Genomic DNA, 12,930 nt, shown 5'->3' on the forward strand with positions numbered 1-12,930 from the left:
GGTTGATGTGGAGTGGGGAGCCTCTGTCGGGCCGGGTTGTCCCACGTGAGTGTGTGTTGGCCGCATCGCGGGCTTCGCCCGCTCCCACAGGGTTCACTGCATGCAGACCCTGTGGGAGCGGGCGAAGCCCGCGATGGGGATCACCTTCAAAGCAAGGTTTCGATCCGCAGGGTGTTAGTCGATCCCGGCTTGCCAAAAGGCACACCGGCGGTGATCAACAGGGTGTCGCCACGGCTGGCCATGCCTTGTGCCTGGGCAATTTCCAGGGCAGTGGAGCAGATTTCGTCGACCTGGCGCAGGCGATCGTTGACCACCGAATGTACACCCCAGGCCACGCTCAGGCGCCGGGCGGTGGACAGGTTGGGGGTCAGGTTGAGGATCGGTGCCCGTGGCCGCTCGCGGGCGGCACGCAGGGTCGAGGCGCCCGACTCGCTGTAGTTGACCAGTACCGCCACCGGCAGGATGCCGCTGATGCGACGGATCGCGCAGCTGATGGCATCGGACACGGTCGCTTCGGCCTTGGGCCGGCCCACGTCCAGTTGCACCTGGTAGTCCGGGCCGTTTTCCACCTGGCGGATGATCTTGCTCATCATCTGCACGGCTTCGAGCGGGTAGTCGCCGGAGGCGGTCTCGGCCGAGAGCATCACCGCATCGGCACCTTCGGCCACGGCATTGGCTACGTCGGTGACCTCGGCGCGGGTCGGGGCCGGGGAGAAGCGCATCGACTCAAGCATCTGGGTGGCCACTACCACCGGTTTGCCCAGTTCGCGGCAGGTGTTGATGATGCTCTTCTGGATCTGCGGCACGCTTTCGGCCGGCACTTCCACGCCCAGGTCGCCACGGGCGACCATGATCGCATCACTGAGCTCGGCGATGGCGCGCAGCTGGGTAACCGCCGAGGGTTTCTCGATCTTGGCCATCAGGTAGGCGCGGTCGCCGATCAGCTGGCGGGCTTCGACGATGTCTTCCGGGCGCTGCACGAACGACAGGGCCACCCAGTCCACGCCCAGTTCCAGGCCGAAGGTCAGGTCGCGGCGATCCTTGGCGGTCAGGGGGCTCAGGTCCAGCACCGCTTGCGGCACGTTGACCCCTTTGCGGTCGGACAGCTCGCCACCGTTGAGCACTTCGGTCTCGATCGCGTCGCTGTGTTTGGCGGTCACCCGCAGGCGCAGCTTGCCGTCATCGAGCAACAGGTCCATGCCCGGCTCCAGGGCGGCGATGATTTCCGGGTGCGGCAGGTTGACCCGCTGGGCGGTGCCCGGGGTGCTGTCCAGATCCAGGCGCAGGGCCTGGCCGCGTTGCAGCTGGACCTTGCCCTCGGCAAAGCGGCCCACCCGCAGTTTCGGGCCTTGCAGGTCCATGAGGATGCCCAGCGGGTAATTGAGCTGGCTCTCGACCTCGCGGATCCACTGGTAGCGCAGGGCGTGGTCTTCGTGCTCGCCGTGGCTGAAGTTGAGGCGGAAGATGTTGACCCCGGCCTCGACCAGTTGGCGGATGTCATCGATGCCCTTGATCGCAGGACCCAGGGTGGCGAGGATTTTGACTTTTTTGTCAGGCGTCATGGTTGGCACTCCCGAGGATCAGAATGGCGCGAAAATCGTTGACGTTGGTCCGCGTCGGCTCGGTGACGATCAAGGCATCGAGGGCGGCGAAGTAGCCATAGCCGTTGTTGTTGTCCAGCTCGTCGCTGGCCGACAGGCCCAGGGCGGCGGCGCGGGCGTAGCTGTCCGGGGTCATGAAGGCGCCGGCGTTGTCTTCCGAACCGTCGATGCCGTCGGTGTCACCGGCCAGGGCGTAGACCCCGGGCAGGCCCTTGAGGCTTTCGGTCAGGCTCAGGAGGAACTCGGCGTTGCGCCCGCCACGGCCATTGCCGCGCACGGTCACGGTGGTCTCGCCACCGGAGAGGATCACGCAGGGTGGCGACAGCGGCTGGCCGTGCTGGACGATCTGCCGGGCGATGCCGGCATGCACCTTGGCCACTTCCCGCGATTCGCCTTCCAGGTCGCCGAGGATCAATGGGCTGAAACCTGCCTGGCGGGCTTTGACTGCGGCAGCTTCCAGCGACTGCTGGGGACGGGCGATCAGCTGGAAGTGGCTGCGTGCCAGGGCCGGGTCATCGGCCTTGACGGTTTCGGAGGCCGGGTTGTTCAGCCAGGCGGTGACGGCGGCCGGGGCCTCGATCTTGTAGCGCTTGAGGATCGCCAGGGCCTCTGCCGAGGTGCTCGGGTCGGCCACGGTGGGGCCGGAGGCGATGACCGTGGCCAGGTCGCCCGGTACATCGGAAATCGCATAGGTGTAGACGGTGGCAGGCCAGCAGGCCTTGGCCAGGCGGCCGCCCTTGATCGCCGAGAGGTGCTTGCGCACGCAGTTCATCTCGCCGATGGTGGCGCCGGACTTGAGCAGGGCCTTGTTGATCTGCTGCTTGTCGGCCAGGGTCAGGCCTTCGGCCGGCAGGGCCAGCAGGGCAGAGCCACCGCCGGACAGCAGGAAGATCACGCGGTCGTCTTCGCTCAGGTTGCTGACCATCTCCAGCACCCGCTTGGCCACGGCCAGGCCTGCGGCATCGGGGACCGGGTGGGCGGCTTCGACCACTTCGATTTTCGAGCAGCTGGCGCCATGGCCGTAACGGGTGACAACCAGGCCGGACACCGGCCCTTGCCAGTTGCGTTCGACCACTTCGGCCATGGCGGCGGCCGCTTTGCCGGCGCCGATGACGATGACGCGACCGCTGCGGTCGCTGGGCAGGTGGGCTTCAAGCACCTGGCGAGGGTGTGCGGCGTCGATGGCCGTGGCGAACAGCTCGCGCAGGAAGTGTTGCGGATCGAGCGACATGGCAGGCTCCAATCTTATTGTTCTGCAGAATCGAAAACGCCCCCGGATCTGCCTCCGTGCAGGCCGACCCAGGGGCGGTGTTGCTCTTTGAGCAGCACGCTTGAAGCTTCAAGAGAAAGCAGGTCGATGCGCAGCCTGCTTTTCTTGCCGCGTGTAGCGTGCGACTTATTCGCCGTCTCGAATCGAGAAGTTGGCCATGTGCTCAAGGCCTTTGATCAACGCCGAGTGGTCCCAGTTGGCGCCACCGATGGCCGCGCAGGTGCTGAACACTTGCTGGGCGTTGGCGGTGTTGGGCAGGTTGATGTTCAGTTCCTTGGCGCCTTGCAGGGCCAGGTTCAGGTCCTTCTGGTGCAGGCTGATGCGGAAGCCCGGGTCGAAAGTGCCCTTGATCATGCGCTCGCCGTGCACTTCGAGGATCTTCGAAGAAGCGAAGCCGCCCATCAGTGCTTCACGCACCTTGGCAGGATCGGCGCCGTTCTTGGCGGCGAACAGCAGGGCTTCGGCCACGGCCTGGATGTTCAGGGCGACGATGATCTGGTTGGCGACCTTGGCGGTCTGGCCGTCGCCGTTGCCGCCGACGCGGGTGATGTTCTTGCCCATGGCCTGGAACAGCGGCAGGGCACGTTCGAAGGCGTTCGGGCAACCACCGACCATGATGCTCAGGGTCGCGGCCTTGGCACCGACTTCACCGCCGGACACCGGAGCGTCCAGGTAGGCGGCGCCGGTGGCCTTGATCTTCTCGGCGAAGGCTTTGGTGGCGGTCGGCGAGATCGAGCTCATGTCGATCACCACCTTGTTCGGGCCGACGCCTTCAGCCACGCCGTTGGCATCGAACAGCACGCTCTCGACCTGCGGGGTATCAGGCACCATGACGATGATGAATTCAGCTTCCTGGGCCACTTCCTTCGGGTTGGCCAGGGCCACGCCGCCGCCGGCGATCAGGTCCGCTGGCGCTGCGTCGTGGTGGGTGGAGACGAACAGGCTGTGACCTGCTTTTTGCAGGTTCAGGGCCATTGGGAGGCCCATGATGCCGGTGCCGATGAATCCGATTTTAGCCATGAGAAATGCCTCTTGTAATTATTGGGTACCGGGACTGTTGTAGGAGCGGCTGGCCCGCGATAGCGGCGCTGAGGTCGCCATCGCATCGCGGGGCAAGCCCGCTCCCACAGGTCAGATCGCGTTGTGGGTCTTCAACCAGCCAAGGCCTGCTTCGGTGGTGGTCAGCGGCTTGTATTCACAGCCCACCCAGCCCTGGTAGCCGATGCGGTCCAGGTGTTCGAAGAGGAAGCGGTAGTTGATTTCGCCGGTGCCTGGCTCGTTGCGGCCGGGGTTGTCGGCCAGCTGGATGTGATTGATCTTGGCCAGGTTGCTTTCCATGGTGCGGGCAAGGTCGCCCTCCATGATCTGCATGTGGTAGATGTCGTACTGCAGGAACAGGTTGCTGCTGCCGACTTCGGCCTGGATTTCCAGGGCCTGCTTGGTGTTGTTCAGGTAGAAACCGGGGATGTCGCGGGTGTTGATCATTTCCATGACCAGCTTGATCCCGGCAGCTTGCAGCTTGTCGGCGGCATACTTGAGGTTGTCGACGAAGGTCTTGCGCACGGTGGCGCAGTCCGGACCTTGTGGACGGATACCGGCCAGGCAGTTGACCTGGGTGTTGCCCAGCACCTGGGCGTAGGCGATGGCCAGGTCGACGCCGGCGCGGAACTGCTCGACACGGGCAGGGTCGCAAGCGATGCCGCGATCACCCTTGGCCCAGTCACCGGCCGGCAGGTTGAACAGCACCTGGGTCAGGCCGTGGGCGTCGAGCTGCTGCTTGATTTCAGCGGAGCTGTAATCGTACGGGAACAGGTACTCGACCCCGCTGAAACCGGCGTCGGCTGCGGCCTTGAAACGGGCCAGGAAGTCCTGCTCGGTGAACAGCATGGACAGGTTGGCGGCAAAACGTGGCATGGTTGTCTCCTTGCAAAAGTGGGCCCTGCGCATCTCGCAGCAGGGCCTTCGTTGCGATCAGTCGAGCAGGGAAATCGCGGTTGGCGCGTCGTCGCCGACCAGGGCCAGGTCTTCGAATTCGTTGACCGCGTTGATTTCGGTGCCCATGGAAATGTTGGTCACACGTTCGAGGATAACTTCGACCACCACTGGAACCTTGAACTCTTCAGCCAGTTTCTGCGCCTTGAGCAGGGCCGGGGCGATTTCGCCAGGCTCGGTCACGCGCAGGGCCTTGCAGCCCAGGCCTTCGACCACGGCGACGTGATCGACGCCATAACCGTTGAGTTCCGGTGCGTTGACGTTCTCGAACGCCAGCTGCACACAGTAATCCATCTCGAAGCCACGCTGGGCCTGGCGGATCAGCCCCAGGTAGGAGTTGTTCACCAGGACGTGGACGTAGGGCAGATTGAACTGCGCACCCACGGCCAGCTCTTCGATCATGAACTGGAAGTCATAGTCGCCCGACAGTGCCACGACCTTGCGGCTCGGGTCGGCCTTGACCACGCCCAGGGCAGCAGGGATGGTCCAGCCCAGCGGGCCTGCCTGGCCACAGTTGATCCAGTGGCGCGGCTTGTAGACGTGCAGGAACTGCGCGCCGGCGATCTGCGACAGGCCGATGGTGGTGACGTAGCAGGTGTCCTTGCCGAATACCTGGTTCATCTCCTGGTACACGCGCTGCGGCTTGACCGGCACGTTGTCGAAGTGGGTCTTGCGTTGCAGGCTGGACTTGCGCTGCTGGCAGTCTTCCAACCAGGCTTTGCGGCACTTCAGCTTACCGGCGGCTTTCCACTCGCGGGCCACTTCCAGGAACACATCCAGGGCAGCACCGGCGTCGGAGACGATACCCAGGTCAGGGGTGAACACCCGGCCGATCTGGGTCGGTTCGATGTCGACGTGGATGAAGCGACGGCCTTCGGTGTAGACATCCACCGAACCTGTGTGGCGGTTGGCCCAACGGTTACCGATACCCAGCACCAGGTCGGACTTGAGCATGGTGGCGTTGCCGTAGCGGTGCGAGGTCTGCAGGCCGACCATGCCGACCATCTGCGGGTGATCGTCCGGGATGGTGCCCCAGCCCATCAGGGTCGGGATGACCGGGATGCCGGTCAGTTCGGCGAACTCGACCAGTTTGTCGCTGGCATCGGCGTTGATGATGCCGCCACCGGCGACCAGCAGCGGACGCTCGGCGGTGTCGAGCATGGCCAGGGCTTTCTCGACCTGTACGCGGTTGGCCGCAGGCTTTTGTACCGGCAGCGGCTGGTAGGCGTCGATGTCGAATTCGATTTCAGCCATCTGCACGTCGAACGGCAGGTCGATCAGCACGGGGCCTGGACGGCCGGAGCGCATTTCATAGAAGGCTTTCTGGAACGCGTAAGGCACCTGGCCTGGTTCCAGAACGGTGGTCGCCCACTTGGTCACCGGCTTGACGATGCTGGTGATGTCGACGGCCTGGAAATCTTCCTTGTGCAGACGGGCGCGTGGCGCTTGACCGGTGATGCACAGGATCGGGATGGAGTCGGCCGAGGCACTGTACAGGCCGGTGACCATGTCGGTGCCGGCAGGGCCGGAAGTGCCGATGCACACGCCGATGTTGCCGGCCTTGGTGCGGGTGTAACCCTCGGCCATGTGCGAGGCGCCTTCAACGTGGCGAGCGAGGACGTGATCGATACCGCCGACTTTCTTCAGGGCCGAGTACAGCGGGTTGATGGCGGCACCCGGGATACCAAACGCGGTTTCAACACCTTCGCGGCGCATCACCAGAACGGCTGCATCAATTGCTCTCATTTTGCTCATGGCTTTGTGCCTCATTGGTTTTGTAATTGTATACAAATGGCTTTTCGTCAGAGTGTATTCACGCCAGGCGACTCTGGTCAATCCATTTTCATCGGCGATGAGTGCTTTCGTCGGGAAGGCCATAAAAAAGGCGTTTCGTCAGAATTGGGTTATCGCGCTTGAATTATTGTATACAAAAAAATTCGCCATTGTGTTCTATTTGTTCTATTGCTTTTCACACCTGCCCTCAGGGCTTCTAACAACAAGAGGACCTTTCCATGAATGCATTGACCTTGAAAGTCGCCGTCAGCCTGGTGAACGCCGCGCTGGTGGCGGGCCGCAAGATTTCCTCGGCCCCGCTGACCGTTGCCGTGCTCGACAGCGGTGGTCACCTGCTGGCCCTGCAGCGCGAAGACGGCGCCAGCCTGCTGCGCCCGCAAGTGGCCATGGGCAAGGCCTGGGGCGCGATTGCCCTGGGCAAGGGCTCGCGCCTGCTGGCGCTGGACGCGCAGCAGCGCCCGGCGTTCTTCGCCGCGCTCAATGGCTTGGGACAGAGCCCGGTGGTTCCGGCACCAGGTGGTGTGCTGATCCGTAATCAGCAGGGCGTGGTACTGGGGGCGATCGGTATCAGTGGCGATACCTCGGACATCGACGAGCAGTGCGCGATCAGTGCGATCGAGGAGGCAGGGTTGACCGCGGATGCCGGCGTAGCGGCTTGATTTTGCGAGGGGTTTGATGAACGGGCGGATTCATCACGAAGGGCGGGGCTACCTTGTACCCCAGCGTGAATGAGTCCGCCTGCACGGCGACCGTAACGGACACCGATCCCCTTTCGAGGGGGCTGACCTTATGGCAGGTTGGTTTTCCAGTGATGCTGACTTCTGGTTCCAGCAATTCTGACCGCCTGTCCTGGAGGTTCTGACACCTCGTACTAATGATTCACACCTTTCTTTCGGTCTTTAAGACCTTTCCTGCTTACTTGTAGTGCCTGATCTGCTGTGCTCTGGGCCGAGCGTTGTACCGGCAGCCGTTACCGGCGAGTCGGTGCTTCCATCATCAACGGACAAGGTGCGGCGCTACCCGTGTGGGGCGCCTTGCGGACAGGAAGTTCAATGACTATCGATTATCTCATTGCGCTGGGTGACAAGCCCTCGCTGGAAGCGGAGGAAGAAGAGGAAGAGCTGGGCGCGACCGGTATCGTGCTGCGCCTGGGGCTGTTCTTCGACGGCACCGGGAACAATCAGGCCAACAGTGCGACGGCGGCCGGTTGTCATGCCGCTGATGCAGGGCTGACGGCGGAAGTCGTCGAGGACATCCGCCAGCACTGCGTCGCCCTGGGGTATGACGGTAAAGGCAGCTCGCCGGACAACAGCTACGGCAATGACCTGAGCAATGTTGCGCGTCTTCATGGCCTCTATCCTGATCAGGCCGGGGAACGGCTGCCGTCTGGCGTCGAAGAGGCCTACCTCAAGGTTTACATTGAGGGCATCGGCACCCGCAGCGGCCTGGGCGATTCGCTCTACAGTCAAGGTACCGGCCGTGGAGCGACCGGTGTCGCCGCGCGGGTCGAGCAGATGCCGGCGCTGGTTCTAAAACAGTTGGATCGGTTTCAGGGTACAAACCCCAAGGTCATGGTTCACCGCATCGAAATCGATCTGTTCGGTTTCAGCCGGGGCGCCGCAGCGGCACGGCACTGTGCCAATGACCTGCTCAAGGGGCCGAACAGCCTGCTGGCCCGGGCCCTGCCGGCGGGTTCGCCGTTGCTGGTGAGCGGCTTCGGCTGGCGCCATCGCAGTGACTTCGTCCTCAATTTCATCGGGCTGTTCGACACCGTGGCCGGCATCGTTTCGCCGCACAAGGGCGATTTCAGTCCGCACGACGCCGATAATCACGGGCTCCAGTTGCGGCTTGCGCCAGGCGCGGCGCGTAAGGTGATTCACCTGGTGGCCGGTGATGAGTACCGCCATAACTTCCCCCTGACCCGGGCCGAACGGGATATCGCGCTGCCCGGTTGCCATTCGGACATCGGCGGCGGCTACCGGCCGCTGATGCGGGAGAAGGTGCTGCTGAGCAAACCGGACAGCAGCCTCGAGTCCGACCTGCTGGCCAACGAGCGCAGCGCCGCCTTCTCGCGCACTAAACAGCGTTTGAACCGGGAGGTGCGCCACTGGCTGACCTATGTGCCGCCCGGGGGACTGGATATCCTGACCTGGTCGGTGCCAACCCAGCACCGGGTGCGGGACACGCTGGCGCAACAGCGGGTGTACGCCGCCATCACCAGCGAACGTGAGGTGCGTGGCGAGTTGTCGCTGGTGTACCTGCGCATCATGCGCGAGTGGGCGGTGCGCGCCGGGGTGGCGTTCGCGTCGATCGACCCTGATGACAACCGGGTAGCCTTGCCGGCGGAACTGCAACCCATCGCCACCAAGCTTCAGGCCGTTGCCCTGGGCGAAGCCTTCACCCCGTTGACCGAGCAGGAAACCGCTTTGCTGCGCCGTCGCTATATTCATCTCTCGGCGAACTGGAATGCCGTCAAGGGCTGGAATAGCAGCGCGCTGGATGTGCTGTTCATCAATCGCCCGGCCGAGGGCCGGCAGCGCAAGGAGCACCCCAATGTATAAGATTCCCTAGGACTCCCGGTGAGCCCTCGGTTGCCCCCAGCAACCAGTCAGGCGTCTGGCTCACACCCCTTGAGCACCAGGCGAATGATGGTTTGCGCCGCCGCTTCGTAGTCACTGTCCTCAAGCTTGGCCTTTCCGGTGACCACCGAAATCTGCCAGTCGAAATCGGCGTAGGTCTGGGTCGCCGCCCAGATGCTGAACATCAGGTGGTGGGGATCGATAGGGGCGATCTGGCCGCGGTCGATCCAGCCCTGGATGCACTCGATGTTGTGCCGGGCCTGCTCGTTGAGCTGCTCGACCTGGTTGGGGCTCAGGTGCGGGGCGCCGTGCATGATCTCGCTGGCGAACACCTTGGATGCAAACGGCAGGTCGCGGGAGATCCTGACCTTGGAGCGGATATAGGCGCTGAGCACTTCCTTGGCATCACCCTCGGCATTGAACGGGGTGGATGCCTGCATGATCGGCTCGATGATGCTTTCCAGAACCTCGCGGTAGAGGTTTTCCTTGGATTTGAAGTAGTAGTAGACGTTCGGCTTGGGCAGCCCGGCCTTGGCCGCGATGTCGCTGGTCTTGGTGGCGGCGAAGCCCTTGTCGGCGAATTCTTCACTGGCCGCGCGCAGGATCAGTTCTTTGTTGCGCTCGCGAATGCTGCTCATGGTTGACGCTGTTCCTCGGGCCTGGGAGGGCGGTTGCGCATGGTAGCACCGCGTTTGCAAAGGGCTCAAGGTGGCGACTTTGGGCTAGACTGAGCCCCTCACATTCCGCTGGATTCAGGCAAACATGGCAGGCAGCAGTCTTCTGGTATTGATCGACGATATCGCCACCGTACTCGACGATGTTTCGGTAATGACCAAGGTCGCGGCAAAAAAGACCGCAGGGGTACTCGGTGACGACCTGGCGCTCAATGCCCAGCAGGTCACGGGGGTACGCGCGGAACGGGAAATCCCGGTGGTCTGGGCGGTGGCCAAGGGGTCGTTCGTCAACAAACTGATCCTGGTGCCGGCGGCGCTGTTGATCAGTGCGTTCATTCCCTGGGCAGTGACGCCGCTGCTGATGGTCGGCGGCGCCTTCCTGTGTTTCGAGGGCTTCGAAAAGCTGGCGCACAAGTTCCTCCATAGCAAGGACGAGGAGCAGGCCGACCAGGCGGCGCTGAAAGAGGCCGTGGCCGATCCTGCGGTCGATCTGGTGGCTTTCGAGAAGACCAAGATCAAAGGGGCGATCCGCACCGACTTCATCCTCTCGGCGGAGATCATCGCCATCACCTTGGGCACGGTCGCCGATGCGCCGCTGACCCAACAGATCATCGTGCTGTCGGGCATTGCAATTGTCATGACCATCGGGGTGTACGGCCTGGTCGCCGGCATCGTCAAGCTCGATGACCTGGGCTTGTGGCTGACCGGCAAAGCCTCGCGTGCGGCGCAAGCCCTGGGCAACGGCATCTTGCGGGCAGCGCCCTACATGATGAAAAGCCTGTCGGTGATCGGCACGGCGGCGATGTTCCTGGTCGGTGGCGGGATCCTGGTGCATGGCGTGGCGCCGTTGCACCACGCCGTCGAAGCCTTCAGCGAAGGGCGGGGCGGGGCATTGACCGGGGCACTGCTCAATGGCGGCATCGGTATCGTTGCCGGCGCGCTGGTGCTGGCCGTGGTGGCTGCGGTCGGCAAGCTCTGGCGGGTCGCCAGAGCTTGAGGCCGACCGGTTGCCGGGCTCAGTTTTTCAGCGCGGTCTGCTCGCTCGCATCCGGCTGCCAGTCCAGCAGGTGATGGGTAAAGCCGAGGCTTGCGACCTGGTAGTAGGCGATGGCACGCTGGATCAACGGATCGCGCTTGTCACTGGTCACCTCGGTGCTCCTGCCCAGGGCCTGATTGTGACGGCGCAGGCCGTCACGGGGGCTGAGGATCGCCAGGTCCTGGCCATCGAACAACCCCAGGTGCTGGTAGTTGCCGATCAGGACCCGGGGCGGCAGGTTGTCCTCCTGCATCAGGTCGCGGCCGAAGAACGTCGAGGTATAGCTCATGTTCAGCAGGCCGAGCAGGGTCGGTGCCAGGTCGATCTGGCTGGCCAGCTTCGATTCCTCGCGCGCCGGGATCAGCTTGGGCGCATGGATGAACAGCGGAATCTGGTAGTTGCTGACCGGCAGGTCTTCCTTGCCGGCGCTGCCTGCGGTGTGGTCGGCGACGAAAATGAACAGGGTGTTGTCGAACCAGGGCTTGCTGCGCGCCTGTTCGAGGAAGCGCCCGATCGCATAGTCGGTGTACTTCACCGCGCCATCACGACCGTTGCCTGAAGGAATATCGATACGGCCTTCGGGGTAGGTGTAGGGGCGATGGTTGGAGGTGGTCATCAGCTGCAGCAAGAACGGCACCTGATTGGCATGGTCGGCGTCGGCCAGCTTGATGGCCTGGTTGTACAGGTCCTCATCGGACATGCCCCAGGCATTCTTGAAGCTGATGTCGGCTTCCTCGACGCTGCTCTGGTCGACGATGCGATAGCCGTTGCCGCTGAAGAACGCGTTCATGTTGTCGAAGTAGCCACGCCCGCCATAGACGAACACGCTGTCGTAACCCACTTCCGATAATTGCTGGCCAAGGCTGGCAAAGCCACTTTCACGGCCGATGCGCTTGACGATCGAGCGGCCCGGGGTCGGCGGCATCGACAGGGTGATTGCCTCCAGGCCGTGGTCGGTCCGGGTGCCGGTGGCATAGAAGTTGTTGAAGTACAGGCTCTGCTTGCGCAGGGCATCGAGGTTGGGCGTGAGGTTGCGGGTGTCGCCGTTGCTGCCCAGGTATTTGGCGCTCAGGCTCTCGAGGGTGACCAGCACGATGTTGGGCGTGGTCGGGGTGCCCGCCTGGGTGATCTGCCGACGGATGCCCATGGGCTCCTGGTCGACGAAACGGGCGTTGGGCTCCTGCAGTTCGCTGCGGATCAGCCGGGTCGACTGGCCTTCGTCCAGGCTGCCGTAGAACCGCGAGTAGTCCAGCTCATTGTTGCGAAACGCGGCGAAGAACTGGTACGGCCCGTTGCTGGCCAGTTCCCGGGCATAGGCATTGCCGCCCTGGCCGCGAGGCATACCCTGGTTGATCAGCAACAGACCTACGCCCGCCAGTACTGCCAGGACGCCCAGGCTTGCCAGGCGCTGGCGCCAGGTAGGCAAGGGCGCATCGAGGATCTGGCGCAGGGGCTCGCGCAGCAGCAGCGACAGCACCAGGGCGCTCAGCGCCAGTGCGCTGAGAATCAGCCCGATGGGATAGGACTCGAGGATGTTATTCAGCACCTCGTCGGAATACACCAGGTAGTCGACGGCGATGAAGTTGAAACGCACGCCGAACTCGTCCCAGAACAACCATTCGGCAACGGCCACGAACAGCATGACGAACAGGCTGGTGAACAGCGCGGCGTGCAGCACAGCCCGGTGCAGGCGCGTGCGCCACAGTGGCGCCGGGCACAGCAGCAGGTACAGGCCCAGTGGCAGGGCGGCATAGGCCAGGAAACTCAGGTCGTAGACCAGGCCGGTGGTGAAAATCGAGAAAAAATACTCGCCGGCTTCACTCAGGTGCGTGAAGTACAGGACGCTTCTTGTCAGTAAGAAAGTGAATAACCACAGCGATATCAATAACAATAAATAGCGCAGCGGTGCTGAGCGTGTAGTGCGCATGGCGTTTGCCTTGTTGTTGTCAAAGAAGAGGGCAGGCAAACTAACGCCGGTAATGAG

At 63.2% G+C, this 12,930-nt stretch carries 10 protein-coding genes; 3 read left to right on the top strand and 7 right to left on the bottom strand.

From position 1 onward, the window contains the following. Window positions 1-146: 146 nt before the first annotated feature. The 5 genes from pyk to gcl form a co-directional block, all read right to left on the bottom strand. Window positions 147-1,562, bottom strand: coding sequence for a pyruvate kinase (pyk, locus tag ACIQUS_RS19550; protein WP_403050014.1), 1,416 nt, complete (start codon window positions 1,560-1,562; stop codon window positions 147-149). Beyond that, on the bottom strand, window positions 1,552-2,832 hold the full coding sequence (locus tag ACIQUS_RS19555; protein WP_403050017.1) for a glycerate kinase: 1,281 nt from the start codon (window positions 2,830-2,832) through the stop codon (window positions 1,552-1,554). The genes pyk and ACIQUS_RS19555 overlap by 11 nt, the downstream gene beginning before the upstream one ends. Before the next feature lie 165 nt (window positions 2,833-2,997). After that, entirely contained in the window at window positions 2,998-3,891 is an 894-nt protein-coding gene (locus tag ACIQUS_RS19560; protein ID WP_403050020.1) for a 2-hydroxy-3-oxopropionate reductase, read from the bottom strand. A 111-nt stretch (window positions 3,892-4,002) separates the two neighbouring features. Next, window positions 4,003-4,785 (bottom strand): hydroxypyruvate isomerase, encoded by a 783-nt coding sequence (gene hyi / locus ACIQUS_RS19565; protein ID WP_403050023.1) that lies wholly within the window; start codon window positions 4,783-4,785, stop codon window positions 4,003-4,005. A 57-nt stretch (window positions 4,786-4,842) separates the two neighbouring features. Beyond that, on the bottom strand, window positions 4,843-6,618 hold the full coding sequence (gene gcl / locus ACIQUS_RS19570) for a glyoxylate carboligase (protein WP_403050026.1): 1,776 nt from the start codon (window positions 6,616-6,618) through the stop codon (window positions 4,843-4,845). Between the two features lie 257 nt (window positions 6,619-6,875). Here gcl and ACIQUS_RS19575 point away from each other — a divergent pair, with 257 nt between their 5' ends. Both ACIQUS_RS19575 and ACIQUS_RS19580 read left to right on the top strand, forming a co-directional pair. Further along, window positions 6,876-7,316, top strand: coding sequence for a heme-binding protein (locus ACIQUS_RS19575; protein ID WP_045200407.1), 441 nt, complete (start codon window positions 6,876-6,878; stop codon window positions 7,314-7,316). A 393-nt stretch (window positions 7,317-7,709) separates the two neighbouring features. Then, window positions 7,710-9,218 carry a type IV secretion protein Rhs gene (locus ACIQUS_RS19580; RefSeq protein ID WP_403050029.1) on the top strand — a complete coding sequence of 503 codons (1,509 nt, stop codon included), beginning with the start codon at window positions 7,710-7,712 and terminating at the stop codon, window positions 9,216-9,218. 47 nt (window positions 9,219-9,265) lie between these two features. Here the strand turns inward: ACIQUS_RS19580 and ACIQUS_RS19585 are convergent, their stop codons facing one another. After that, window positions 9,266-9,874, bottom strand: a complete 609-nt coding sequence (locus ACIQUS_RS19585) for a TetR/AcrR family transcriptional regulator (protein ID WP_403050031.1) — start codon at window positions 9,872-9,874, stop codon at window positions 9,266-9,268. A gap of 124 nt (window positions 9,875-9,998) precedes the next feature. Between ACIQUS_RS19585 and ACIQUS_RS19590 the strand changes: the two genes are divergently transcribed. Further along, window positions 9,999-10,907, top strand: coding sequence for a DUF808 domain-containing protein (locus ACIQUS_RS19590; protein ID WP_403050034.1), 909 nt, complete (start codon window positions 9,999-10,001; stop codon window positions 10,905-10,907). Window positions 10,908-10,926: 19 nt separating this feature from the next. Here ACIQUS_RS19590 and ACIQUS_RS19595 read toward each other — a convergent pair whose 3' ends face one another. Then, window positions 10,927-12,873 carry an LTA synthase family protein gene (locus ACIQUS_RS19595; RefSeq protein WP_403050037.1) on the bottom strand — a complete coding sequence of 649 codons (1,947 nt, stop codon included), beginning with the start codon at window positions 12,871-12,873 and terminating at the stop codon, window positions 10,927-10,929. Window positions 12,874-12,930 lie beyond the last annotated feature (57 nt).

This window comes from Pseudomonas sp. NPDC090755, assembly GCF_044769005.1.
In the GTDB taxonomy this organism is placed as follows: domain Bacteria; phylum Pseudomonadota; class Gammaproteobacteria; order Pseudomonadales; family Pseudomonadaceae; genus Aquipseudomonas.

Bases quoted from the DNA above. Each gene is read 5' to 3' on its own strand.
- pyk (WP_403050014.1), bottom strand. From the start codon at position 1,562: ATGACGCCTGACAAAAAAGTCAAAATCCTCGCCACCCTGGGTCCTGCG.
- ACIQUS_RS19555 (WP_403050017.1), bottom strand. From the start codon at position 2,832: ATGTCGCTCGATCCGCAACACTTCCTGCGCGAGCTGTTCGCCACGGCC.
- ACIQUS_RS19560 (WP_403050020.1), bottom strand. From the start codon at position 3,891: ATGGCTAAAATCGGATTCATCGGCACCGGCATCATGGGCCTCCCAATG.
- hyi (WP_403050023.1), bottom strand. From the start codon at position 4,785: ATGCCACGTTTTGCCGCCAACCTGTCCATGCTGTTCACCGAGCAGGAC.
- gcl (WP_403050026.1), bottom strand. From the start codon at position 6,618: ATGAGCAAAATGAGAGCAATTGATGCAGCCGTTCTGGTGATGCGCCGC.
- ACIQUS_RS19575 (WP_045200407.1), top strand. From the start codon at position 6,876: ATGAATGCATTGACCTTGAAAGTCGCCGTCAGCCTGGTGAACGCCGCG.
- ACIQUS_RS19580 (WP_403050029.1), top strand. From the start codon at position 7,710: ATGACTATCGATTATCTCATTGCGCTGGGTGACAAGCCCTCGCTGGAA.
- ACIQUS_RS19585 (WP_403050031.1), bottom strand. From the start codon at position 9,874: ATGAGCAGCATTCGCGAGCGCAACAAAGAACTGATCCTGCGCGCGGCC.
- ACIQUS_RS19590 (WP_403050034.1), top strand. From the start codon at position 9,999: ATGGCAGGCAGCAGTCTTCTGGTATTGATCGACGATATCGCCACCGTA.
- ACIQUS_RS19595 (WP_403050037.1), bottom strand. From the start codon at position 12,873: ATGCGCACTACACGCTCAGCACCGCTGCGCTATTTATTGTTATTGATA.